This window comes from Nonomuraea sp. NPDC026600, from assembly GCF_040638335.1.
Classification (GTDB): Bacteria; Actinomycetota; Actinomycetes; order Streptosporangiales; family Streptosporangiaceae; genus Nonomuraea.
The window spans coordinates 402,689-426,728 of sequence record NZ_JBEZYD010000002.1; the positions used below are offsets into that span (position 1 = coordinate 402,689).

The 24,040-nt window shown below is 70.9% G+C and carries 22 protein-coding genes; 10 read left to right on the forward strand and 12 right to left on the reverse strand.

The features are described 5' to 3' along the window. The first annotated feature begins 60 nt into the window (after positions 1–60). From AB0F17_RS05385 to AB0F17_RS05395, 3 genes are read left to right on the forward strand one after another with little or no spacing between them, the layout of a single operon-like run. Complete coding sequence (locus AB0F17_RS05385) at positions 61–963, forward strand: DUF4097 family beta strand repeat-containing protein (protein ID WP_358016623.1); 903 nt, start codon at positions 61–63, stop codon at positions 961–963. 55 nt (positions 964–1,018) lie between these two features. Then, entirely contained in the window at positions 1,019–1,987 is a 969-nt protein-coding gene (locus AB0F17_RS05390) for an ATP-binding cassette domain-containing protein (RefSeq protein ID WP_358016626.1), read from the forward strand. Beyond that, positions 1,984–2,787, forward strand: a complete 804-nt coding sequence (locus AB0F17_RS05395) for an ABC transporter permease (protein ID WP_358016629.1) — start codon at positions 1,984–1,986, stop codon at positions 2,785–2,787. The genes AB0F17_RS05390 and AB0F17_RS05395 overlap by 4 nt, the downstream gene beginning before the upstream one ends. A gap of 13 nt (positions 2,788–2,800) precedes the next feature. Here the strand turns inward: AB0F17_RS05395 and AB0F17_RS05400 are convergent, their stop codons facing one another. From AB0F17_RS05400 to AB0F17_RS05410, 3 genes are read right to left on the reverse strand one after another with little or no spacing between them, the layout of a single operon-like run. Continuing rightward, a complete protein-coding gene (locus AB0F17_RS05400) occupies positions 2,801–3,307 on the reverse strand; it encodes a DUF3830 family protein (protein ID WP_358016632.1) in 507 nt (168 codons plus the stop codon). Positions 3,308–3,325: 18 nt separating this feature from the next. Continuing rightward, complete coding sequence (locus tag AB0F17_RS05405; protein WP_358016635.1) at positions 3,326–4,732, reverse strand: amidase; 1,407 nt, start codon at positions 4,730–4,732, stop codon at positions 3,326–3,328. Positions 4,733–4,741: 9 nt separating this feature from the next. Next, positions 4,742–5,779: a D-2-hydroxyacid dehydrogenase gene (locus AB0F17_RS05410; protein WP_358016638.1), complete on the reverse strand. Its 1,038-nt coding sequence runs from the start codon at positions 5,777–5,779 to the stop codon at positions 4,742–4,744. Positions 5,780–5,926: 147 nt separating this feature from the next. On the opposite strand from AB0F17_RS05410, the gene AB0F17_RS05415 reads away from it, so the two are divergent. Genes AB0F17_RS05415 through AB0F17_RS05430 form a run of 4 tightly spaced genes read left to right on the forward strand, consistent with a single transcriptional unit; the run spans position 5,927 to position 10,345 of the window. Beyond that, positions 5,927–6,670 carry an Asp/Glu/hydantoin racemase gene (locus AB0F17_RS05415; RefSeq protein WP_358016641.1) on the forward strand — a complete coding sequence of 248 codons (744 nt, stop codon included), beginning with the start codon at positions 5,927–5,929 and terminating at the stop codon, positions 6,668–6,670. 15 nt (positions 6,671–6,685) lie between these two features. Then, the gene (locus AB0F17_RS05420) at positions 6,686–7,879 is read left to right on the forward strand and encodes a M24 family metallopeptidase (RefSeq protein ID WP_358016644.1); all 1,194 of its coding nucleotides are present in this window, start codon (positions 6,686–6,688) and stop codon (positions 7,877–7,879) included. Between the two features lie 5 nt (positions 7,880–7,884). Continuing rightward, on the forward strand, positions 7,885–9,102 hold the full coding sequence (locus AB0F17_RS05425; protein ID WP_358017360.1) for a PLP-dependent aminotransferase family protein: 1,218 nt from the start codon (positions 7,885–7,887) through the stop codon (positions 9,100–9,102). Then, positions 9,095–10,345, forward strand: coding sequence for a M20 family metallopeptidase (locus tag AB0F17_RS05430; RefSeq protein ID WP_358016646.1), 1,251 nt, complete (start codon positions 9,095–9,097; stop codon positions 10,343–10,345). The genes AB0F17_RS05425 and AB0F17_RS05430 overlap by 8 nt, the downstream gene beginning before the upstream one ends. Here AB0F17_RS05430 and AB0F17_RS05435 read toward each other — a convergent pair. From AB0F17_RS05435 to ehuB, 5 genes are read right to left on the reverse strand one after another with little or no spacing between them, the layout of a single operon-like run. Beyond that, complete coding sequence (locus AB0F17_RS05435; RefSeq protein ID WP_358016648.1) at positions 10,331–13,255, reverse strand: FAD-binding and (Fe-S)-binding domain-containing protein; 2,925 nt, start codon at positions 13,253–13,255, stop codon at positions 10,331–10,333. The two genes, AB0F17_RS05430 and AB0F17_RS05435, sit on opposite strands and share 15 nt — an antisense overlap. Next, a complete protein-coding gene (gene ehuA, locus AB0F17_RS05440; protein WP_358017364.1) occupies positions 13,252–14,007 on the reverse strand; it encodes an ectoine/hydroxyectoine ABC transporter ATP-binding protein EhuA in 756 nt (251 codons plus the stop codon). The genes AB0F17_RS05435 and ehuA overlap by 4 nt, the downstream gene beginning before the upstream one ends. A gap of 52 nt (positions 14,008–14,059) precedes the next feature. Continuing rightward, entirely contained in the window at positions 14,060–14,716 is a 657-nt protein-coding gene (gene ehuD, locus AB0F17_RS05445; RefSeq protein ID WP_358016650.1) for an ectoine/hydroxyectoine ABC transporter permease subunit EhuD, read from the reverse strand. Continuing rightward, on the reverse strand, positions 14,713–15,414 hold the full coding sequence (gene ehuC, locus AB0F17_RS05450) for an ectoine/hydroxyectoine ABC transporter permease subunit EhuC (protein WP_358016652.1): 702 nt from the start codon (positions 15,412–15,414) through the stop codon (positions 14,713–14,715). Before ehuC ends, ehuD begins: the two co-directional genes overlap by 4 nt. A gap of 52 nt (positions 15,415–15,466) precedes the next feature. Then, a complete protein-coding gene (gene ehuB, locus AB0F17_RS05455; protein ID WP_358016655.1) occupies positions 15,467–16,357 on the reverse strand; it encodes an ectoine/hydroxyectoine ABC transporter substrate-binding protein EhuB in 891 nt (296 codons plus the stop codon). Between the two features lie 215 nt (positions 16,358–16,572). Here ehuB and AB0F17_RS05460 point away from each other — a divergent pair, with 215 nt between their 5' ends. After that, positions 16,573–17,304, forward strand: a complete 732-nt coding sequence (locus AB0F17_RS05460) for a maleate cis-trans isomerase (protein WP_358016658.1) — start codon at positions 16,573–16,575, stop codon at positions 17,302–17,304. 108 nt (positions 17,305–17,412) lie between these two features. Then, positions 17,413–18,087 carry a GntR family transcriptional regulator gene (locus AB0F17_RS05465; RefSeq protein WP_358016661.1) on the forward strand — a complete coding sequence of 225 codons (675 nt, stop codon included), beginning with the start codon at positions 17,413–17,415 and terminating at the stop codon, positions 18,085–18,087. Positions 18,088–18,148: 61 nt separating this feature from the next. Here AB0F17_RS05465 and AB0F17_RS05470 read toward each other — a convergent pair whose 3' ends face one another. After that, positions 18,149–19,618 carry an NAD-dependent succinate-semialdehyde dehydrogenase gene (locus AB0F17_RS05470; RefSeq protein ID WP_358016664.1) on the reverse strand — a complete coding sequence of 490 codons (1,470 nt, stop codon included), beginning with the start codon at positions 19,616–19,618 and terminating at the stop codon, positions 18,149–18,151. A gap of 121 nt (positions 19,619–19,739) precedes the next feature. Between AB0F17_RS05470 and AB0F17_RS05475 the strand changes: the two genes are divergently transcribed. Beyond that, complete coding sequence (locus AB0F17_RS05475) at positions 19,740–20,993, forward strand: aminotransferase class III-fold pyridoxal phosphate-dependent enzyme (RefSeq protein ID WP_358016667.1); 1,254 nt, start codon at positions 19,740–19,742, stop codon at positions 20,991–20,993. A gap of 39 nt (positions 20,994–21,032) precedes the next feature. Here AB0F17_RS05475 and AB0F17_RS05480 read toward each other — a convergent pair whose 3' ends face one another. The 3 genes from AB0F17_RS05480 to AB0F17_RS05490 form a co-directional block, all read right to left on the reverse strand. Next, entirely contained in the window at positions 21,033–21,449 is a 417-nt protein-coding gene (locus tag AB0F17_RS05480; RefSeq protein WP_358016670.1) for a hypothetical protein, read from the reverse strand. Next, positions 21,449–22,705 (reverse strand): serine/threonine-protein kinase, encoded by a 1,257-nt coding sequence (locus AB0F17_RS05485; RefSeq protein WP_358016673.1) that lies wholly within the window; start codon positions 22,703–22,705, stop codon positions 21,449–21,451. The genes AB0F17_RS05480 and AB0F17_RS05485 overlap by 1 nt, the downstream gene beginning before the upstream one ends. A gap of 71 nt (positions 22,706–22,776) precedes the next feature. Next, the coding region (locus AB0F17_RS05490) for a serine hydrolase (RefSeq protein WP_358016676.1) at positions 22,777–24,040 on the reverse strand (1,264 nt) is incomplete at its 5' end.

Sequence of the window (24,040 nt, forward strand, 5' to 3'; positions counted from 1 at the left end):
CGACCCAAGACCGGGCGTTCCGGCAGCCGGGACGCCCGCCGAACCCATGAGGGGACAGTCATGCCAACGTTCGCCACCCCCGAGCCCATCTCCGTCATGATCGATCTCGCAGCCGCCAAAGTCCGGATCAACGCGAGCGATCGCACCGACACCGTCGTCGACGTACGCCCCAGCGACGAGTTCAGCGAGACCGACCGGCACGCCGCCGAGCAGGTCCAGGTCGAGTACGCCGGCGGCCGGCTGCTCGTGAAGGCGGACAAGGACCGGCCCGCTCCGCTGTCCGGGTGGGGCTCGATCGACAAGCTGGTCGAGGCGCCCAGAATCTGGGCCCGTTCGCTGCTCGGCTGGGGCGGCTCGGTCGACCTGACGATCGACCTGCCGGCCGGCTCCCGCGTCGAAGCGAACGCGGCGGCGGATTTCCGCTGCAGGGGCCGTCTCGGCGAGGTGAAGTTCAGCGCTTCCTACGGCGACATCCGGCTCGAGGAGGCCGGCCGGCTGCAGTTGAAGACGGGGTCCGGCGACATCTCGGTGACCCGGTCGGTCGGGCACGCCGACATCACCAGTTCCAACGGCGACATCCGGATCGGCGAGATCGACGGCACGGCGGTGGTCAGGACCTCCAACGGCGACCTCACCCTCGGCTCGGTGACCGGCGAACTCCGGCTGAAGACCGCGTACGGCGACATCAAGGTCGACCACGCCCTGGCCGGAGTCGCCGCCAAGACCGCCTACGGCAGTGTCCGGATCGGCGAGGTGGTGTCCGGCGCGGTCGTCCTGGAGACCGCCGGCGGCCGGCTCGAACTCGGGATCCGGGAGGGCACCGCCGCCTGGCTGGACGTGAGCTCGCAGTACGGCAGCGTGGACGTCTCCCTGGACGACTGCGCCGGCCCCGGCCAGTCCGACGAGACCGTCGAGGTGCGTGCCCACACCGCCTACGGCGACATCGTGATCCACCGCTCCTGACAGCAGAAGCACCGAAGACAGCAGAAGCACCGAAGACCGTAAAGGAGAAGACCTCATGCCCCCAGCGATCGTGGCCGAAGGCCTGGTCAAGAGATACGGCGACGTGGTCGCCCTGGACGGGATCGATCTGTCGGTCCCGGAGGGAACGGTGTTCGGGTTACTCGGCCCGAACGGTGCCGGCAAGACGACGACCGTACGGATCCTGACCACGCTGCTGAAGCCGGACGCCGGACACGCCACGGTCGCCGGACTGGACGTCGTGGCCGACGCGCAACGGCTGCGTTCCCACATCGGGGCGTCCGGGCAGTACGCGGCGGTGGACGAGCACCTCACCGGCGCCGAGAACCTGGAGATGGTCGGCCGTCTCTACCACCTGGGCACCAAACGCAGCAAACAGCGCGCCGGAGAGCTGCTGGAACGCTTCGACCTGACGGAGGCGGGCGACCGCCCGGTGCAGGGCTACTCCGGCGGCATGCGGCGCCGGCTCGACCTGGCCGGAGCGCTGGTGGCCGACCCGCCGGTGCTGTTCCTGGACGAGCCCACGACCGGCCTGGACCCCCGGGCCAGGGTGAGCCTGTGGGAGGTCATCGCCGAGCTGGTCGCCGGTGGCACGACGGTCCTGCTCACCACCCAGTATCTGGAGGAGGCCGACCGGCTCGCCGACCGGATCGCGGTGGTCGACCACGGACGGGTGATCGCGCTCGGCACCGCCAACGAGCTCAAGGACCAGGTCGGCGGCGACCGGATCGAACTTTCGGTGACCAGTCCCGCCGATCTGGAGACCGTCCGCCGGGTCCTGGCGCCGCTGGCCGTCGCCGACCTCTGGACCGACCCCACCGCCCTGCGCGTCATCATTCCGGTGGCGGGCGGCGCCGCCTCGCTCACCACCGCCCTGGGCCGCCTGGCCGCCGAGGGTGTCGCCGTACGCGACGCCGGGCTGCGGCGGCCGACCCTGGACGAGGTCTTCCTGAGCCTCACCGGCCACCAGGCCGCCACCGACGACATCAAGGAGACGGTCCGATGAACGCCCTTCAGATGGCGGTCGCCGACGGCATGACGATCAGCAAGCGCAACGCGCTCAAGATCAGGCGAGCCCCCGACCTGCTCGGCGGCGTGATCATCCTCCCGATCGTGTTCGTGCTGCTGTTCGCGTACGTGTTCGGCAGCATGATGGACCTGCCCGGCATCTCCTACCAGGAGTATCTGCTCCCAGGGATCTTCGTCCAGGCGATCGTCACCAGCGGGCAGATCACCGGCTACACCCTCACCCAGGACCTGCAGAAGGGCATCTTCGACCGGTTCCGCACGCTGCCGATGGCGCCGTCGGCGGTGCTGGTCGGGCAGACGCTCTGCGACATGCTCATGAACATCACGAGCATCGTCGTGATGGCGCTGGTGGGGCTGCTGGTCGGCTGGCGCGTCCACTCCTCGCCGCTCGAGGCGGTCGGGGGGTTCCTACTGCTGCTGTTCTTCGCGTACGCGTTCTCCTGGGTGACGGCGACCGTCGCGCTGGCCCTGCGCACGCCCGAGGTGTTCAACAACATCGCCACGCTCGTGTCGTTCCCGCTGGTCTTCCTGTCCAACGCCTTCGTCGACAGCGCGCGGCTGCCCGGCCCGCTCAAGCCCGTCGCCGAATGGAACCCGGTCTCGACGTTCGTCCAGGCGGCGCGCGAGCTGTTCGGCAACACCACTCCCCTCAGGCCGGTTCCCGACGCGTGGCCGCTCCAGCACGCGGTGCCGGTGTCGGTGGGCTGGTCGGTGCTGATCCTGGTGGTGTTCGTCCCGCTGGCCACGCGCCTGTACAAGCGGGCGGTCAGCCAGTGATGCCCGGCCGTCGTCAGTCCTCGTGGGAGCGCGCGTACGTCAGCGTCTCACCCCGGGCGCCGGCCATCCAGATGTCCTGGCAGGCGACGGCCATCTCCTGGAGTCCCTCGACGACGGTGCCGAAGACGTTGCCCGGCACCCAGCCCTGGTCGCCGTTGAGCAGCAGGTTGTTGCGGCCGTAGAACAGCGCCAGGTCGATGATGTGTGACAGGTTCTTGGGCCCGCCGCCGCTCTCGTAGCCGTGCGAGGGAGTGGCGAGATCGTTGGCGTCGAACGCGAAGTAACAGAGATCGCCGGGAATGGGAGTGACCGTGGTGTTCTCCTTCCCGGGCTCGACCGCCGCGAACGCCGGCACCAAGTTGTAGATCTCGTTACGGGCGTACTTGCCGTGGAAAACCTGACCGGACAGCGGAAGCGCGTCCCAGATGGCGGCCGCGGTGCGGGGCGCCTCGTCATCGAGCAGCCGGGCGGTGCAGGAAACGCCGCGTGATTCCAGCGTGACCGTGATGTAGCGAGCCATGGGGATTCTCCTCAATGGTTAGGGGCGAGCGAGCGGCGGCCGCGCGGAGGTCCAGTCGGTGGCCGCCTCATAGGCGCGGGCGGCCCGCAGCACGAGCGCGTCAGCGTGCCGGGGGCCGACGATCTGCAGGCCGACGGGCAGCCCGGCGGAGGTGAATCCGCAGGGCACGCTCGCGGCGGGCTGCTGGGTCATGTTGAACGGGTAGGTGTAGGGAGTCCAGCTTGTCCAGTCCTGGGAGTGCCAGCCCTTCGGGGCGTCCATTCCCTTGGGGAACGCGGGGATCGGCAGGGTCGGCGTCAGCAGCAGGTCGTACGTCTGGTGGAAGCGCCCCATCCGTACCCCGAGGTCCATCCGCACCGCCGTGGCGTCCAGATAGTCCGCGGCGCCGGCGGCCAGGGCACGCATGACGCCGCGGCGCAGCCCGGGGTCGACCCGCGCCAGGGCGTCGGGGCCATAGGCCTCGACGACCTTGGCCGCGCCCGTGAACCACAGGACGTGGAAGGCCTCGACGGGGTCGGCGAAGCCGGGATCGATCTCTTCGACGTCGGCCCCCGCCTCGGCCAGCACGGCCGCGGCGGTACGGACGGCGGCCTCGACCTCGGGGTCGTTGCGCACGTACCCGAGAGTGGGGGAGAACGCGACGCGCAGGCCGCGGACGCCGTCGCCGAGTCCGTCGCGGAACGAGGTCGCCGGGGTGGGCAGCGCCGACCAGTCACGTGCGTCGAAGCCGGTGAGGATGTCGAGCATCAGGGCGGCGTCGGTGACGGTGCGGGTCATGGGCCCGCCGTGTGACAGGGTGCCGAACGGGCTGGCGGGCCACATCGGGATGAGGCCGTACGTCGGTTTGATGGTGACTGTTCCGGTGAACGCGGCGGGGATGCGCACCGATCCGCCGCCGTCGGTGCCGACCGACCAGGCCCCCATGCCCAGCGCGACCGCTGCCGCGCTGCCGCCGCTCGATCCGCCGGCGGTCAGCTCGGCGTTCCACGGATTTCCGGTGGCGCCGTGTCGCGGGGAGTCGGTGACGCCCTTCCACCCGAACTCGGGCGTGGTGGTCTTGCCCAGCAGCACGGCTCCGGTCTCGCGCAGCCGGGCCACGGCCGGGGCGTCGTCCGGCCACGGTCCCTGCTCGTCGATGAGGTTGGTGCCGCGCAGGGTCGGCCAGCCACGGGTGTACAGGATGTCCTTGATCGAGGTGGGTACGCCGTCGCCGGGTCCGCGGGTGGTGCCGTCGCGCCAGCGGGCCTCGGACTCCGCCGCGGCGGTCAGCGCGGACTCGGCGTCGACCAGGACGAAGGCGTTCACTTCGTCGTTGGCGGCCTCGATCGCGGCGAGCGCGGCGCGGGTGGCCTCCACCGGGGACACGCTGCGGTCGCGGTAACCGGCGATCAGTTCGGTGGCGCTCAGCCGGGTCAGGTCGGTCATCATGGCTCCCTACTCGTCTGCGGGGCTCCGCCGCGCGTGGCTGGACTGCGGGCGGCTCGGTTGCGGGTGGGCGGGCACGAACCCGAGCCGCTTGTCGACGACGTTGACGAGATCCTCGCCGTCGAGCCAGCGGACGGCGTTATCGGTGAACTGCCGGGCCAGCGTGTCGAGCCAGCCGACGGTGTCGCCGGACATGTGCGCGGACACGACCACGCCGGGCGCGCTCCACAGCGGATGGTTCACCGGCAGCGGCTCGGTCGCGAACACGTCCAAGGACGCCCCCGCGATCTGCCCGCCTGTCAGGGCCGCGACCAGGTCGTCCTCGACGACGCAGGGACCGCGCCCGACGTTGATCAGATGGGCGGTGGGTTTCATCGCGGCCAGCACGGTGGCGTCGATGAGCCCCCGGGTCGCCTGGGTCAGGGGCGCGACCATGATGACGTGGTCGGCCCAGCCGGCGTGTGCGGCCAGCTCGTCGCTGGCGACGACGGTGCCGAAGTCGGGGTCGACGGCCCGCGCGGTGCGGCCGGCCCCCCGTACGTCCATGCCGACGGCGCGGAGCAGCCGGGCGGTCTCGCGCCCGATGGCGCCGGTGCCCACGATCAACGCCGTGGTGCCGGCCACCGGCAGGGTCTCCCGGTGCCTCCACTTACGGGCGAGCTGCAGATCGTGGCTGCGGTGGAGGTCCTTGGCGAAGGCGAGCACCGAGCCGAGCACGAACTCGGCGATGGGCCGGTCGAAGACGCCACGTGCGTTGGTGACGATGACGTCGGAGTCGATGAGCTCCTCGAAGAGGAGCTTGTCCACGCCGGCCGCGGCCACGTGGATCCACCGCAGTGCCCCGGCGTGGTCCCAGATCTGGCGTACGGCGCTGGAGAAGAAGTCCCACAGGAAGAGGGCGTCCGCGTCCGCCACGGCGGCGGCCAGGCCGTCGGCGTCGCAGTAACGGACCGTCGCACGCTCCTCGACAGCCCGCATGTGCGGGGGGTGCGGGCCCCCGGCCGCGCAGAGCACGGCGATGATCGGCTTGCCGTCGGATCCTGCCATGAGCGCCTCCTTGTTCGCTCGCCACCTGGGCCGCGGCCCAACGTAGGAGAGCTACGTATGATTGTCAACAATGCATCGATCCTGCATGATGGCGACACGGCTCCACACTCGCACGGGGTCGGCCCCCACGATCGCAGGAGACCGTCCATGACCACGAACACGAGCGCCGCACCGCCAGGACCGCCGGTCCAGACGGGCGTCGGCGTGATCGTCCCGTACGACATGGCGCTCGATCGGGAGCTGTGGCGCTGGACGCCCGATGACGTGGCGTTGTTCTTCACCCGTACCCCGTTCTCGCCGCTGCCGGTGACGGTGGAGATGGCGGAGCAGGTCGGTGATGCCGAGGCCGTCAGCCGTTGCACCCGGGACCTGGTCACGGTCTCGCCCGCGGTCTACGCCTACGGCTGTACGTCGGGCAGCTTCGTGCGTGGCGTACAGGGGGAGCGCCAACTGGTCGAGGCGATGTGCGCGGCCGGAGCTCCCTCGGCGGTCACGACGTCCGGCGCCCTGCTGGCGGCCCTGAGGCAGTTGGGCGCCGAGCGCGTGGCGATCGCCACCCCGTACGACCCGGACGTGACCGAGCGGCTGCGGCTGTTCCTGCGGGAGGCCGGCGTGGACGTCGTCGGCAGCTCCCACCTGGGGCTGAGCACCGACATCTGGAAGGTTCCGTACGCGCGCACCGCCGAACTCGTCGCCCAGGCCGACCACGCCGAGGCCGACGCGATCGTGATCTCGTGCACCAACCTGCCGACCTACGACGTCATCGCCCCGCTCGAGGCGCGGCTCGGCAAGCCGGTGATCAGCGCGAACCAGGCGACCATGTGGGCGGCGCTGCGGGCGATCGGCCGCCAGGCGACCGGGCCGGGGCAGCGTCTCCTTGGCGACCACTGAAATGAGGTTTTTCTAGTGCAGCAGTCTTCCCTCGGCCCGGATGCCGCCGAGTACGCGCAACGGCTCGCCCGCGTGCAGGAGGGTATGGCGGAGCGCTCGTTCGCCGCCCTGCTGGTGACCGATCCGGCCAATATGTACTACCTCACCGGCTACAACGCCTGGTCCTTCTATACGCCGCAGTGTCTGGTGGTGTCGGCCGCCGGTCCGCCGGTCCTGTTCGCCCGCGCGATGGACGCCGCCGGAGCCGGGTTCACCGCCTGGCTGCCGCCGGAGCAGATCGAGGGCTACCCGGAGGAACTGGTCCACCGTCCGAAGGTGCACCCGTACGACTGGATCGCCGAACGCGTCCGCGAACGCGGCCTGATCGAGACCGGCCCGGACCGGTGCGTGGGAATCGAGGGAGACTCCGCGTTCTTCACGGCCCGCGGCTACCTCGCGCTGCGGGCGGGTCTTCCGCACGTCCGGCTCGAAGACAGCCAGGAGCTGGTCAACTGGGTACGCGTGATCAAGTCCGACCACGAACTCACGCAGATGCGGATCGCCGGGTCGATCGCGCAGCGGGTCATGGAGGTGGCGCTGGAGGCCGTGGCCCCGGGGCGACGCCAATGTGACGTCGTCGCCGAGATCGCCGCCGCGCAGGCGCGCGGCACGGCTGAACACGGCGGCGACTACCCGGCGTTCGTGCCGATGCTGCCCACCGGCAAAGGAGCCGGTACACCGCATCTGACCTGGACCGAGGAGAAGTTCCGCGTCGGTGAGGCCACGACGATCGAGCTCGCGGGCGTCTACCGGCGCTACCACGCGCCGCTGGCCCGCACCATCATGCTCGGCGAGCCGCCCCGCCGGCTCGCCGACACCGCCGCGATCGTGCGCGACGGCATGGCCGAGGTCCTGGCCACGCTGCGCCCCGGACGGACCGCTCACGAGATCCACGCCGCGTGGAACGCCGTCATCAGCGCGTACGGCCTGACCAAGGAATCGCGGATCGGGTACTCCATCGGTCTGGGATACCCGCCGGACTGGGGTGAGCGCACCATCAGCCTGCGGCCCGACGAGCACACCGTGCTCGAGGCCGGCATGTGCTTCCACGTCATCCTCGGCATGTGGATGGACGACTGGGGATACGAGCTGTCCGAACCCGTCGCGCTGACCACCGACGGGGTCGAGCGGCTGACCGACCTCACCCAGAACCTCACGATCGGACGGTGAACACGATGACGCGGACCGCCGCGCAGGTGCCGCTCGCGGCACGGGCGGCAGGACTGGTCGGGTCGGTCATCGACTCGAGCACGTCGCTGCTGCAGAAGCAGTCGCACGACATCGTCCGCTTCGCGATGGGCAGCCCCGCCGCCGAAGTGGTCCCCACGCGGGTACTGGCCGCGATCAGCGCCGCCGAACTGGGCTCGGCCCACGCCTATGACTACGCCGCGACCGAGGGCGACCCCCGGCTGCGGGCGGCGGTGCTCGACATGCTGTCGGGCACCGGCGAGGCGACGACCCCCGACCGGCTGACCATCACCAGCGGCGGGATGCAGGGCATCGACCTCGCCTGCAAACTCTTCGTCGACCCCGGCGACCTGGTCGTCGTCGAGTCGCCGACCTACACCAACGGCAGCGCCACCGTCATGTCGTACGGCGGCAAGGTGCTCGAGGCACCTGTCGACGACGACGGGCTGATCGTCGAGGCCCTGCCGGAGCTCGTCGAGCGGGCCGGTCGCCCGCCGAAGGCGATCTACACGATCCCGAACTTCCAGAACCCCTCCGGCACCACCATGTCGCTCGCACGGCGGCTCGCGCTCCTCGAGCTGGCCCGCCGGTGGGGGGCGATCGTCATCGACGACGACCCGTACGGCTGGTTGCGCTTCGCCGGCGAGGACCTGCCCAGCCTGCGCGAACTGGGTGACGGGCGCGCGGACGTGTTCTCGGTGCGTACCTTCTCGAAGGTGCTGGCGCCGGGCCTGCGGGTGGGCTGGGTCGACGCGGCCCCCGAACTCGGCCAGCCGCTGATCAACGCCAAGCAGGCCATGGACACCTGCGCCAACCTGCCCGCGCAGCTCCTGGTGGCCCGGTTCCTCGAGGACGGTCACCTCGCCGAGCACCTGAGCGGCCTGCGCGTGGAGTACCTGCGCCGCAAGATCGGCATGCAGCGGGCGCTCACCGAGCACCTCGGCGACATCGCGAGATGGACCAGCCCGGACGGCGGATTCTTCCTGTGGGTGACGCTGCCGGAGGAGGTCGACGCGCAGGAGCTGTTCGAGGTGGGGCTGGCCGAAGGAGTCGCCTTCATCCCCGGCCCGGCCTTCTCGCCCAGCGGCCGCTTCCGCAACGCCCTGCGGCTGTGCTTCGCGTCGACCACTCCGGAGCGCACCCTCGAGGGCGTACGCCGCCTGCGCCGCGCGATCGACCTGGTGACGGGGGCTCAGCATGGCTGACCGCGAAGCGACCACCGAGGCTGACCGCGAAGCCATCACTGCGGCCGACCGCGAGGCGATCACTGCGGCTGAACAGGCGGTCCTCGACCTGATCACGCTCGACGAGATCCGCGAGGTCGCGGTGGACCTGGTCCGGGCGGTGGGGCAGAACCCGCCCGGCGAGGAGGGGCCGACCGTGGACGTGCTCGCCGCCGCCTGCGCGGCGCGCGGTCTGGCGGTGACGACCACCGAGGTGGAGCCCGGCCGGTCCAACGTGTCGGCGGTCCTCGCCGGCGGCTCCGGGCCCGGGTTGCTGCTGCTCGGGCACACCGACGTGGTGCCCGTCGGCGACAACTGGACCGTGCCGCCCTTCGGCGGTCAGGTCCGCGACGGCCGGCTGTTCGGGCGGGGCTCGGCGGACATGAAGGGCGGTCTCGCCGCGTGCGTGGTGGCGCTGTCCGCGCTGCGGCGGGCCGGTGTCGCCCTCACCGGTCCGGTCGAGCTGGCCGCCGTGGTCGACGAGGAGGAGACCGGCAAGGGCATCCGCGCCTACCTCGCCGGCGGCGACCGTTCCGGCTTCGCCGGGTGCGTCGTGGCGGAACCCACCGACCTGCAGACGATCATCGCGGCGCGCGGTGACTCGTACGTCGAGATCGCGGTCACCGGGCGGGCGGCCCACTCCGGCAAGCCCTCCGACGGGCTCAACGCCATCTACGGCGCCGCCGCGGTGGTGACCGAGCTCGAACGCTGGCACGGTGAGCTGTCGGCCGCGCGGCACCCGCTGGTCGGGGCCGCCACGTGGAGCGTCGGTCAGATCGCCGGCGGCACCGGGACGTCCACCGTTCCGGCCGAGTGCCTGATCACCGCCGACCGGCGCCTGCTGCCCGACGAGAAGGGGGAGACCGTGCTGGCCGAGACGACCGGCCGGATCGAGGCACTGCGTCTGGGCGAGCGTGGGCTGGGCGTCGCGGTCACCATGACGATGCAGATGCCCGGGTTCGAGACGGCGCCGGACCATCGGCTGGTCGCGACGGCCAAGCGGGCGGTGGGCGACGCCGGCGGGCCCGATCTGCCGCTGGCGGGATGGACCGCCGCGTGCGACGGCGGATTCATCGCCCGCGACGCGGGGGTTCCGGTGATCGTGCTCGGCCCCGGCTCGGTCGCCGAGCAGGCACACCGGGCCGACGAGTCGGTCAGCCTAGAGGAGCTCCTGGTCGCGGCCCGCACCTACGCGCTGTGCGCGATGAGGCTACTCACCGGCTGAACCGGGGTCGGCATCGGCGTCCAGGGCCGCTGCGAGCACCTGTGCCAGGTGCAGCGCGGTCCGGTCGGTGCCCTGCCCGATCTGGGTGCGGCAGCTGAAGCCGTCCGCGACGATCGCCGTCTCAGGGTCCGCCGCGCGTACGGCGGGCAGCAGCACCCGCTCGCCGGCCGCCCGCGACACTTCGTAATGGCCCCGCTCGAACCCGAAATTTCCGGCGAGTCCGCAACAGCCGGAGTCCGGAGCATCGGCGTCGATGCCCGCCGCCCGCATCAGCGCGGAGTCCGCCTCGAAGCCCATGACCGCATGCTGGTGGCAGTGCCGCTGCACCAGCGCCTTCCCGCCCACGTCGGGCGGCTGCCAGTCCGGGGCGTACGCGGCCAGCAGTTCGGCCAGCGTGTACGTGAGCCGCTTGGCCCGCTCGGCCCGCTCGTCACCGGGCAGCAGATCGACGGCCTCGTGCCGGAACACGGCGGTGCAACTCGGCTCCAGCCCGACGACGGGCACGCCCGCCCGCAGGTAGTCGTCGAGGACACCGAGGGAGTGGCGCAGCACTCGCTTGGCGACCCCGAGCTGCCCGGTCGAGATCCAGGTCAGTCCGCAGCACACCTGGCCGCGCGGCAGTACCACCTCGAAGCCCGCCGCCTCCAGCACCCGGACCGCGGCGCGGCCGACCTCGGGGGAGAGGTAGGTGGTGAAGGAGTCGGGCCACAGCACGACCTTGCCACGCGCGCCGATGCCGGCCGGTCGGCTGCGCCGCCGGAACCACGTCGTCAACGGCTGGTCGGCGAAGCGTGGGATGGCCCGCTCGGGCGCGATCCCGCCGATCCGTTTGAGCAGGCCCGCGAGACCCGACGACGTCATCCGGTTGACCACCCTCGGCATCCGCGCCGCCAGGCGCGACCACAGCGGCAGCCAGCCCATCGAGTAGTGCGAGGGCGGGCGGAGCCGATGCCGGTAGTGGTGGTACTGGAACTCGGCCTTGTAGGTGGCCATGTCGACGTTGACCGGACAGTCGGACAGGCATCCCTTGCACGACAAGCACAGGTCGAGGGCGTCGCGGACCTCGGTGGAGCGCCACCCGTCGGTGATGACGTCACCCCGGAGCATCTCCCACAGCAGGTGGGCCCGGCCCCGCGTGGAGTGCTGCTCTTCGCGGGTGACCTGGTAGCTGGGGCACATCACGCCGCCCGAAGACTCCCGGCACTTGCCCACCCCGACGCAGCGGCGCTGTGCCTGGGCGAAACTGTCGGCGTCCTGCGGGTAGGCGAAGACCGTCAGCAGGCGCTTGGGGTCGGCCGCTCCGGCATGCCGGATGTTCGCGTCGATCGGCGCGGGGTCGGCGATGATGTCCGGATTCAGCACCCCGGAGGGGTCCCAGAGCTGCTTGACCTCGCGGAACAGGTCCATGATGTCGGTGCCGTACATGCGGGTCAGCAGTTCCGAACGCGCTCGTCCGTCGCCGTGTTCGCCGGAGACCGAGCCGCCCAGGCGGACGACGAGGTCGGTGGCCTGCTCGACGAACGAGCGGAAGGTGGTCAGACCGGCCCGGCTCTTCAGGTCGAAGTCGATGCGCATGTGCATGCAGCCCTCGCCGAAGTGCCCGTACGAGGCGCCCGACAGGCCGTGGGCCGCCATCAGCTCGTCGAGCTCACGCAGGTACGTCCCGAGCCGGTCCGGCGGGACCGCGGCGTCCTCCCAGCCGGCCCAGGCCTCCGCGCCGTCGGCCCGGCGGGTGGCGAGGCCGGTGCCGTCGCGCCGGCACCGCCACAGCACGGCCTGCGCGCGCGGGTCGGTGACCAGCGCCGACGTCACGGGGATGCCCGCGCCGTCGAGGTCGGCGACGATCGCGCGCCCAGCGCGGGCCGCGTGCTCGGCGTCGCCGCCCGCGACCTCGATGAGCAGCCAGGCACTGCCCTCCGGCAGGCCCGCCGCGATCGCGTCGTTCCGGACCTGGTCGGGCAGGCGCCGTACCAGCTCGTCATTGATCGATTCCATGGTCAGCGGCTGGTGGGGCAGCACGTGGGGCACGCACTCGGCGGCGCTGAACGAGTCGGGGAAGCCCAGCACCAGCAGGGCCTTGGCGGCGGGCAGCGGCACCAGGCCGACGGTCGCCCGCAGGGTGGTCGCCAGGGTGCCCTCGGTGCCGCAGAGGAACCGGGCGACGTCGTAGCCGTGCTCGGGCAGCAGCCGGTCCAGCGCGTACCCGGAGATGCGGCGTTTGAGCCCGGAGAAACGCCGGCCGATCGCGAGGGCGTTCCGCTGGGCCAGCTCCTGCATCGCCCGGTGGAGTTCGCCTTCGCGGCCCGGCCGGGCGGCCAGCTCGGCCATCCGCCGCCCGGTGTCGGCATCGGCGATCGGCACCGTGAGGTCCAGCCGGGAGCCGTCCGCGAGCAGCGCCTCAAGATCCATGAGGTTGTCCGCGGTGGTCCCCCAGGCCACCGAGTGGGCGCCGCAGGCGTTGTTGGCGATCATCCCGCCGAGGGTCGCCCGGCTGGCCGAGGAGGGATCGGCGCCGAAGGTGAGGCCGTGGCGGCCCGCCGCCGCGGTCAGGTCGGTGAGCACGACGCCCGGCTCGACCACGGCGGTGCGACTCGCGGCGTCGAGGTCGAGGATCCGGTTGACGTGGCGGGAGACGTCGACGACCACGCCGCCGATGGCGTTGCCGGCCATGGACGTACCGCCGCCGCGGACCACCACGGGCGCGCCCACCTCGGCCGCGATGCACACGGCGGCCACGAGGTCGTCCACGTCGGCGGGTACGACGACCAGGTCGGGCACCAGCCGGTAGTTGGAGGCGTCGGTGCTGTACAGGGCCTTGGTCCCGGGGTCGTGGCGGGCCGTCCCCCGCAGGACGGACGTCAGCCGCGTGGCCAGCGACTCGACGTCGAAAGCCGTCGGGTGGCGGGTCAATGGCTCAGTACGGCGTGCAGGAAGCTCTTGGTGCGATCTTCCTTCGGCGCCTTGAAGATCTCTCCGGGCGGGCCCTGTTCGATCACGGAACCGTGGTCGAACATCACGACGCGATCCGAGATCTCCTCGGCGAAGCGCATCTCGTGGGTCACCATGAGCATCGTCATGTCGGTGCTCACGGCCAGCTCCCGGATGACGTTGAGCACCTCGCCGATCAGCTCCGGGTCGAGCGCCGACGTGGGCTCGTCGAAGAGCATCACCTTGGGCCGCATCGCCAGCGCGCGGGCGATGGCCACCCGCTGCTGCTGCCCGCCGGACAACTGCGGCGGCTTGTGGTCGAGGTGCTTGGACAGGCCCACCATCTCCAGCAGTTCGACCGAGCGCTGACGGGCCTCGTCCTTGTCCAGCTTGAGCACCCGGGTGGGCGCCTCGAGGACGTTCTCCAGGGCGGTCATGTGCGGGAAGAGATTGAACTGCTGGAACACCATGCCGACGTGGCGGCGGGTCGCCCGCATCTGCTTGGTCTCCTTGGGCCGCGAGCCGGGCTTGACGTCCCACAGGGTCTCGCCGTTGACCGTCACGAGTCCCGTGTCGGGCGTCTCCAGGGTCATCAGGATCCGCAGGATCGTGGTCTTGCCCGATCCGGACGGCCCGATGATGGATACTTTCTCGCCCGACCTGACGTCGAAGTTCAGCGAGCGGAGCACCTCGTTGTCGCCCCACCGCTTGCTGACGTCGTCGAAGGAGATCATGACCTCGCGGGCCGCCGCGGGCGTCGATTCGGGTACGGGGGCCGTTTCGGTGTCAATGTGCGGGGGCAAGTCGACGCTCCAATCTCCGGACCATCTGCGAGGCCGGGTAGCTGACCAGGAGGAAGAGCAGACCCGCGATGGTCAGCGGCTCGAGGTAGCGGAAGTTGTTCGATCCGATCGCCTGAGCGTGGGCCAGCAGTTCGAACACGGTGATGGCGGACAGCACGGCCGAGTCCTTGAACATCTGGATGAGGTAGTTGCCCAGGATGGGGACCACCGACCGGACGGCCTGCGGAAGGATGATCCGCGTCCAGGTGGCACCGATGGGCAGGTTGAGCGCCTTGGCCGCCTCCCACTGCCCGGGCGGCACGTCGTGGATTCCGGAGCGGTAGACCTCGGCCGTGTAGGCGCTGTAGTTGATGCCGATCACGACGATGCCGGTGACCATCGGACTGAAGCTCAGGCCGTAGTTGGGCAGGATGAAGAACGCGCAGTACGCCTGGATCAGCAGCGGCGTTCCCCGGACGAACTGGACGTAGAAGTTGAACAGCTGCGACACGACCGGCAGGCGCGAGAACCGGATGACCGCGACCACCAGGCCGAGGATCATCGCGATGACCGTGCCGGCGAGGGTGATCTGGACGGTCACCCACAGTCCCTGAAGCAGATCCGGCAGGATCGACAGCGCGAATTCAGAGTCCCAGATCATGCGGGCATCCCCGCCTTCACGAGCGGACCGGGCTGATCCCGGCGCGACCTGGGCCGGCGGTCCAGGGCGAATCGCCGCTCCAGCCACTTCATCAGCAGGGAGATCAGCGACGAGAGCACGAAATAGAGCACGAGGATGGTGAGGAACACGGCCGTCGTCTGCCCGGTGGTGTTACGTACCATCTGCCCGCGGAAGGTGAGATCCGCGACCGTGACGAGCGAGACCAGAGAGGTGTTCTTCAGCAGGTCGACCAGCACGTTGCAGAAGGGCGGCAACATGGCCGGGATGGACTGGGGTATCAGCACCCGCCGCATCCGCAGCGCCCGGCCCATGCCGAGGGCCACGCACGCCTCGGTCTGCCCGGCGGCGCGCGAGCTGATCGTGCCCCGCACGATCTCGGCCGCGTAGGCCCCCTCGTTGAGCCCCAGCGCCAGCACCGCCGCGGTGAGCGGGGCGAGCTGGAAACCGAAGAAGGGCAGCGCGAAGAAGAACCAGAACATCTGCACCAGCAGGGAGGTGCCGCGGAAGACCTCGACGAAGACGCCGGCCGGCCACCGAAGCCACCAGTGCTGCGAGAGGCGGGCGAGACCCGCCGTGAACGCCGTCACCACCGTCAGGATGGCGCCGAGAACGGTGACGAGCAGCGTGATGAGCAGCCCCTGCAGCAGCAGCGGCGCGTAGGTGATCACATCGGACATGGGTCGTCGATCTCCTGGGCCGTGGGGGTGAGGCTGGGGTGGCCCACTCGGGTCAGCCGGCGTTCTTGCACAGCTCGGCGGCTGTGACGCCCTTGGTGGTCTGCGCGTCGAAGCCCCACTTGGTGAGGATCGCGGCGAACTCGCTGGTCGCCTTGAACGCGGTGAGCTCCTTGTTGTACTCGGCCAGGAACGTCTTGTCCGTGGGGCGGAAGGCCGCTCCGGACCCGGTCCGTGGCGCGTCACCCACCGGCGTGGTGACCTCGAAGTCCTTGTCCTTCTCCTGCAGGGCCTTCAGCGAGAGGGTCGGCAGGAAGAAGGCGTCGGCCCGCCCGGCCCGCACCGCCTCGATGCCGCTGCGCCCGTCGTCCACCTTGACCAGCTGCCCGTCGGGCACCTTGGCCGTCTTGAGTATCCCGTCCTCGAACCCGCCGGGCAGCACCGCGATCTTCAGCTCCGCGTCCGCGAGCACGCCGGCGACGGTGGTGATCTTCTTCGGGTTGCCGGGCTTGACCCCGAAGGACTCCGTCGAGACGATGACCGGCTCCGAATAGAGCACCTCGGCGCAGCGTGACTGCTTCATGAACAGGCCCGCCGCGATGGCGTCCCACCGGTTGGCCTTCAGGCCGGGGATCATCGACGCGTACGGAGTGATGACTCCCTGGACGTCGTTGATGCCCAGGCGCTTGCACACGGCGCGGAACACGTCCGGCTCGGCGCCCGTGACGTTCCCGTCCGCGGTGACCTGCGTGTACGGCGGCTCGTTCGCGATGCCCACGCGGAGAAAGCCTTGCTTTCGCCCGGTCGCGAGCAGGTCCTGGGCAGCGTTCGCGGAGCCGGGGATCTCCGTCCGGCTGCAGCCGGTCAGAAATCCGGTCAGCGGCGCGGCCACCGCAGCGGCGCCGAGGCCGCGTAGGAGGGTTCTCCGCGAGGGGTCGTAGGTCATGTCGACTCCGATGTCGTCGCGGCCGTCCTGGGGGACAGCGTCGGGAAGCCGGGATTCGCCAGGAGCGGCGCGAGGCCTCTTTGTTGCTGACCGAAGCTAATCAGCTGGTGTAGCATTGTCAACAATCTTATTGATCCCTCGGGATATTGGAACGCGCTCGAAACACTCGCGAAAGGTGTTCTCCGCCGCATCGCTCCTCAACCGAAAGGTCATCCGTGAACGAACAACTCCGTCATACGACCGTCGGTCTGCTGTACCCCGGCTTCGGCGCCGAGGACGATTTCCCCGCCCTGGAGCGACGGCTGGGCGGCGCCGTGCGCCTGCCGCTGGTGCACACGTCGGTCGGCGAGGACGCGCACAGGGTCGACGCGCTGCTGGACCTGGGCAGCGCCGAGCGCCTGGCCGAAGGCGCCCGGCAACTGGCCGGTCACGCTCCGGACGCCGTGATGTGGGCGTGCACCTCGGGCAGCTTCGTCTTCGGCTGGGACGGCGCCCGCGAGCAGGTGGACGGCGTGGCGAAGATCGTGGGGCTGCCCGTCTCATCGACCTCCATCGCGTTCGTCGAGGCGGTGCACGCGCTCGGTCTGCGCCGCGTCGCCGTCGCGGCGTCCTACCCGCAGGACGTCGCGTCACACTTCGTGGAGTTCCTGCGGCGCGGGGGAGTCGAGGTCGCGGCGCTGGGCAGTCACGGCATCCTCACAGCGGCCGAGGTCGGCACCTTCGGCAAGGAGCGCGTGGCGGACATGGTGCGCTCCGGTGACGCCGACGACGCGGAGGCCGTGCTGGTCCCCGACACCGCGATGCACTCGCTCGCCTGGCTGGACGACCTTGAGAGCGCCGTCGGCAAGCCGGTTCTCACCGCCAACCAGGTCACGATATGGGAGGGGCTGCGCATCGGGGGAGGAAGCACGCGCCTCGCCGGCATGGGATCCCTCTTCCGCCGGTGATCGGACATGACATCAGTTGATTCCCACGTCGCGATGATGAACAATCCACAATCGACACGCACGCCGGGCTCTCCGCGCCGCACTGTCGCAGCCGAATCGGAGACCAGCATGACCACCCTGGGCAGGTTCATCGGACCCGTGGACCGCGAGTCCACGCCGAGCATCATCGCCCGCAAGCTCCGTGAGGCGATCGCCCACGGCGAGCTCCGGCCGGGCACCCAGTTGGGCGAGGCCGACCTGGCCCGCGAGCTCGGCGTGAGCCGCGGCCCGCTGCGTGAGGCCATGCAGCGCCTGACGCAGGAGGGGTTGCTGATCTCGATCCGCAACCGCGGTCTGTTCGTCATCGAGCTGACCGATGACGACGTCTACGACATCTACGTGGCCCGCACCGCCGTCGAGCGCGCCGCCGCCGCCGAGATCTTCCGCCGCGACCCCGTCGCCGCCGGTACGCGACTGGCGTCGATCATCAAGAAGATGGCGAAGGCCTCCGACCGGCTGGACGGAGAGAAGATCGGCGCCGCGGACCTGGAGTTCCACGAGGAGCTCGTCCGGATGGCCCAGAGTCCTCGGCTGTCACGGATGCACCACACGCTGCTGACCGAGACCCGCATGTGCGTGACCGCGCTGCAGGAGACCTACCCCGCGCCCGACGACCGCGTCCCCGAGCACAACGAGATCGCCGACGCGTTCGTTGCCGGCGATGCCGAACTCGTTGACCGCCTGCTCATCGAGCACATGCGCGACGCGGTGGTCCGCCTCGGGTCGCGAGGGGCCGCCACCTAGCCTCGGGTCGCGAGGGGCCGCCACCTAGCCTCGGGTCGCGAGGGTCCGCCACCTGGACCGGTCAGGCGAGGGCGATGCCGATGTACTTGGTCTCCAGGAACTCCTCGATGCCGGTCGGCCCGCCCTCGCGGCCGAGCCCCGAGGCCTTGACCCCGCCGAACGGCGCGGCGGGGTTGGACACCACACCCTGGTTGATGCCGACCATGCCCGTCTCCAGCGCCTCGGCGACGCGCAGCGCGCGTGACAGGTCGTTGGTGTACAGGTAGTTGACCAGGCCGTACTCGGTGTCGTTGGCGGCTGCCACGACCTCTTCCTCGGTGCTGAACGGCGTCAGCGGCGCGACCGGGCCGAAGATCTCCTCGTGGCGCATCCGCGCCGACTCGGGCACGCCGGTCAGAACCGTCGGCGGGTAGAAGAAGCCGGGCTCGTTCCCGGTCTGCCCGCCGGTGAGCACCTTGGCGCCGCGCTCGACGGCGTCGGTCACCAACTGCTGCACCTTCCGCTGCGCGGCGGCATCGATGAGCGGCCCGACGCGGACGCCGTCGTCGACACCCCGCCCGACGGGCAGGGCGGCCATCTTCTCGGCCAGCTTCGCACCGAAGGCGTCGATGACGTCGGTGTGGACGTACATGCGGTTCGCGGCGGTGCAGGCCTCGCCGGAGTTGCGCATCTTCGCGGCGATCGCCCCGTCGACGGCCGCATCGAGGTCGGCGTCGGGGAAGACGATGAACGCGGCGTTGCCACCGAGCTCCATCGAGGTGCGCAGCACCTTGTCGGCGCACTGCTCGAGCAGCCGGCGGCCCACGGCGGTGGAACCCGTGAACGACAGCTTGCGCGCCACGCCGGAGCGGATCAGCGGCTCCATGACCGCGCCCGCGTTGTCCGTGGTCACGACATTGACCACACCCTCGGGAACGCCGGCTTCGGCCAGGATCTCGGCCAGGGCCAGCATGGACAGCGGGGTCTGCGCGGCCGGCTTGATGACACTGGTGCAGCCGGCGGCGATCGCGGGGCCGATCTTGCGGGTGCCCATGGCCATGGGGAAGTTCCAGGGCGTGATCAGCAGCGACGGCCCGACGGGCTGCTTGGTCACCAGGAAACGGGCGCCGCCGGCCGGCGCGACCTGGTAGCCGCCGTTGACGCGGACGGCCTCTTCGGCGAAGTGGCGGAAGAACTCGGCGGCGTAGGCGATCTCGCCCCGTGACTCCGCCAGGGGCTTGCCCATTTCCAGCGTCATGAGCAGGGCGAGGGCGTCCATGCGCTCGTGCAGCAGGTGGAAGGCACGCATGAGCATGTCGGCCCGCGCGCGCGGCGCGGTGGCGGCGAACGCGGCCTGCGCCGCCGCCGCGGCTTCGAGGGCGGCCATCCCGTCTTCGGGCGAGGCGTCCGCCACGGCGCACAAGAGCTTGCCCGTGGAGGGATCCAGCACGTCGAAGGTGGCTCCTGACGACGCGTCGATCCACTTGCCGTTGATGAAGAGCTGCTTCGGAGCCGCCTCGACGACTGAGCGTTCACGGGCCTGATCAGGCATTTCTCGTCCCTTCCGACGGAGGGTGCTGGGGGCCGGCGCCGCTTCGGGGGCTGACGCGGACCGCGAGCCGTTGTAAGTTATCTACCAGTTTGATTGTCGACAATCTACCAGAGGGGTCCTCGTGGCAGAACTCTCTTCGATCCTCAAGCAGGCAACCGGAGTCATCGCCGCTCGCGGCGAAGGCGTGCACCTCTATGACGAGGACGGCCGCCGCTACCTCGACTTCACCGCCGGCATCGGCGTCACCAGCACGGGGCACTGCCACCCGCGCGTGGTCGAGGCGGCCCAGCGCCAGGTCGCGACCCTCATCCACGCCCAGTACACGACGGTCATGCACCGCCCGCTGCTGGACCTGGTCGACCGGCTCGGCGAGGTGCTGCCCACCGGCCTCGACCGCATGTTCTTCGCCAACTCCGGCTCCGAAGGGGTGGAGGCGGCCCTGCGCCTGGCCCGCCAGTCGACCGCCCGCCCGAACGTCGTCGTCTTCCACGGCGGCTTCCACGGCCGGACCGTCGCGGCCGCCTCGATGACCACCTCCGGGACCAAGTTCCGCGCCGGCTTCAGCCCCATCATGGGCGGCGTCGTCATCGCGCCCTTCCCGAACCCCACCCACTACGGATGGAGCGAGGAGGAAGCGACCGACTTCGCCCTGCGCGAGCTGGACTACCTCCTTCAGACCGTGACGACGCCGGCCGAGACCGCCGCCTTCTTCGTCGAGCCGGTGCTGGGGGAGGGCGGCTACGTGCCGGCCAACACCCGGTTCCTGGCCGGCCTGCGCGAGCGCGCCGACAGGTACGGGATCCTGCTGGTCCTCGACGAGGTGCAGACCGGCTGGGGACGCACCGGGAAGTTCTGGGGCGGCGACCATTTCGCCGCCCGCGCCGACATCCTGATCACCGCCAAGGGCCTGGCCTCCGGGTTCCCGCTGTCGGCGATCGCCGCCCGCGCGGACATCATGGAGAAGGCCTGGCCAGGCTCGCAGGGCGGCACCTACGGCGCGAACGCGGTGGCCTGCGCCGCGGCACTCGCCACCCTCGACGTGATCCAGAGCGAAGACCTCGTGCGGAACTCGGCCGACCGCGGCGCCGAACTCCGCGCGGCGCTGCGGGAGGTGGCGTCCGGGCACAAGAACATCACCGACGTACGCGGCCTGGGCCTGATGCTGGGCAACGAGTTCCGCGACGCGAACGGAGACCCGGACGGCGCCACCGCCGCCGCGGCCCAGCAGGAGGCCGCCAAGCGGGGCCTGCTGCTGCTGACCTGCGGCGCCTGGGGAGAGGTCGTCCGGTTCATCCCCGCGCTGGTCGTCAACTCCGAGCAGGTGAAGGAGGCCAGCACGATCTGGGCGGAGGCCGTGACCGCGGTGACCGCCTGACCAGCGGTCGCGGGTGCGTCACCGCGCCTGATGGACGCTTCACCGTGTTCGATGGACGCTGAAGTCGTCGAACGACACGGTGATGACGCCGCCGCCGGCCTCCGGCACCCGGGCGACCAGGCCGGCCTGACTGATCGAGCTGTCGGGCAGCGTCTGGGAGTCGACGACGTCGATCGTCTGGGTTCCGTCGATCCACAGCGTCAGGTGGGTCCCGGTGCCGCTCTGGCGGCAGGCGGCCTGGATCTGGACCGGCTGCCCGGCGGTTGGCGCGCCGACCCGCACGGGAGGCGTCACGTCGAGATCGGTGCCCTGGGCGTTCCTGACGACGCGCGCGGTGCCGTCGAGGCCGAGCAGGAACGCGTACCCGTTGGGTACCTCTTCGTCCCATCGGCACAGGAGCCCGAAGCTTGCCCGGCCCGACGAGCCCGCCCGCACCTCGGCTGTCACGCCGATCATCAAGTCGCGTTCGACCGCGGCCGGAGAGGCGGGATTCTTGGCCGGCACGGGAGAGAGGGCGGGATTGTTCGGGTAGCCCTTGTCGGCGAAGAGGGAGTAGACGCCGCGGTCGATCTCGTACCCGTGCACGGTCCGGTTGTCTCCTTCGGCGTCGGGGCTGAAGGTGTAGCCGTCCCAGTTGCCCCGGTCGCTGAAGTCGTCGGCGTAGAGCAGCGGGCCGTTCGTCGACTCCTGGTGCGTGGACGGCGACGACCTGAACTGCGGCACGAGGAGCACGCCCGCGACGAGCGCCGCCGCCAGAGCGGCCGCGACCCCCCAGATCCACCGCCGTGCCCGCGGCCTCCCGCGTCGCCCGCGGTCCCCTGAGCGGTCTCCTGCGCGGCGGCCCGCGACGTGGTGGGGATCGCGGTGGACGGATCCGGCCCGGCAGGCTCGGGTGGTAAGGGCGGGTGCGGGTCGTTCCCGGTGAGGTCGCGTAGCAGGTCGGCGGCGGTGGGCCGGGCGCCGGGGTCCTTGTTCAAGCAGGCCGCGAGCAGCGGGCGGAGGTCGCCGGGCACGCCGGCCAGGTCGGGGTCGCGGGTGGAGATGGAGTACAGGAGCGCGGGAATCGTCGCGCCGCCGAAGGCGAGACGCCCGGTCGCGGCGAACGCCATCGTGCAGGCCCAGCTGAACACGTCCGACGCCCGGCTGGGCGGTTGCCCGGCGAACTGCTCCGGGGCGATGTAGGCGGGGGTGCCCACCACTCCGGACTCGGTGGTGGCGTGGTCCAGGGAGCGGGCGATGCCGAAGTCGATGACCACCGGCCCCTCGGGACCGAGGATCACGTTGCCGGGCTTGAAGTCGCGGTGCACGATCCCGGCCCGGTGGATCGCGGTCAGAGCCGTCAGCGTGGCGACCGCCAGCCGCTGCAACCCGCTGCCGGTCCGCGGGCCGTCGGTGGCGACCGCTTCGGCCAGGGACCCGCCGGGGATGTACTCGCTGACGACGTAGGGGCGGCCATGGACGTCCCCCACATCCAGCACCCGCGCGGTGCAGAAGGGGGCGACCCGCCGGGCGGTGTCCGCCTCGCGCAGGAACCGCCGGCGGCTTTCGGCGTCCATCGAGGCGCTGCGGTGCAGCACCTTGATCGCGACGCGGCCGCCCGACGACGCCTCTCCGAGGTAGACCACTCCTTGACCGCCCTGGCCGAGCACGCCGGTCAGCCGGTAGTCGCCTATCCGCTCAGGCTCGTCCGGATCCAGGGGACGCGGGCCCACGGCCCACCTTCGATCATCTCGATGTCGTGTGCGAAGGGCCAGGATAGAGGTTCCCCAGGCGGGCGGGAAAGCTACTGGAACAGGTCGTGCGCCGGCCAGGCGGCGACCTCCCGGTAGACGTCCCACATCATCGCGTCGAGGTCGACGCCGTTGCCGTTGGCCACCGCCGCCCAGCAGAACTCGTTCCCGGTACGCACGAGCACGGCCTCGGTGCCGGGCAGGTGTCCCGTGTGCCACCAGTTGTTACTCGCGTTGACGGCCCAGCCGCAGGCGTATCCGGAGTTCGCCGCCGACGGCGTGGTCATCGTGGTGATCGTGTCCCTGCGCAGCAGGTCGGCCACCGTGGCGAACCCGTCGGCCCGCACCGCGAACCGCAGGAGGTCCGTGGGCGAGGCGAGCCAGCCGCCGTGGGAGTCCATCCGCCGTACCCGCATGCCGTACGGGTCGTCGGCGCCGTAGTAGACCACCTCGTCGGCGCGCCGCTCGGCGCGGGTGTCGCCGGCGATGTGCATGTTGGTGATCCCGCTGGGCGCGAGCACGTTCTGGCGTACGTGGTCGGCGTACGGCTGCCCGGTGACCTGTTCGATGACCCGGCCGAGCACGCAGTAGCCGAAGTTGGAGTACATGTAGGTGGTGCCCGGCGTGTGCTGCAGGGGCCGGTTGTCGAGCACCCAGCCGATCAGCTGCGCGTGGTTCATGCCGGGGTTGGTGAACATCGGGTCGTTGCCGTCGTTGGTCCAGCCTCCGGCGGTGTGCTGGAGCAGGTGCTGAATGGTGATGGCCTCGATGCCCGTGCCGTACGGCAGGGTGCCGTAGCGGGTGCCGAGGACGCCGCCGGTGCCGAACACCCGTTGCCCGAGCCTCAGCCGCCCCGCCTCGACGAGCCGCATGATCGCGACCGACGTGATCGGCTTGGAGACGCTGGCGACGCGGAGCAGGTGCCGTTCGGTGAGCCGCTCGCCGGTCTCCCGGTTGGCCCGGCCGTACCCCCGGGCGAAGACGAGCGCGCCGCGGCGGGCGATCGCCAGCGAGATGCCCGCGACGCCGGCGCCGGTCAGGTAGCGGTTGACGACCGCGTCGACCGGGGCGAAGTCCCCGGCCGCCGGTGCCTGGTTCCACCAGATCGCCGCGAACCGGGGCGTGCCACTGCCGTAGCCGCTCACCCGCGCGGGCCGGAAGCCCTGGCTCTGGTGGGCGTCGAAGGCGAGCTGGTAGTCGGCGGAGCTGAGGCCGTGGCGGGCCGACCAGCGCGGGCCGGCGCCGCGTGCCCAGATCGCCGCGTACAGGTCGGTGCCGCCCACGGTGTAGCCGCTGACGCGCAGGGGGCGGTAGCCC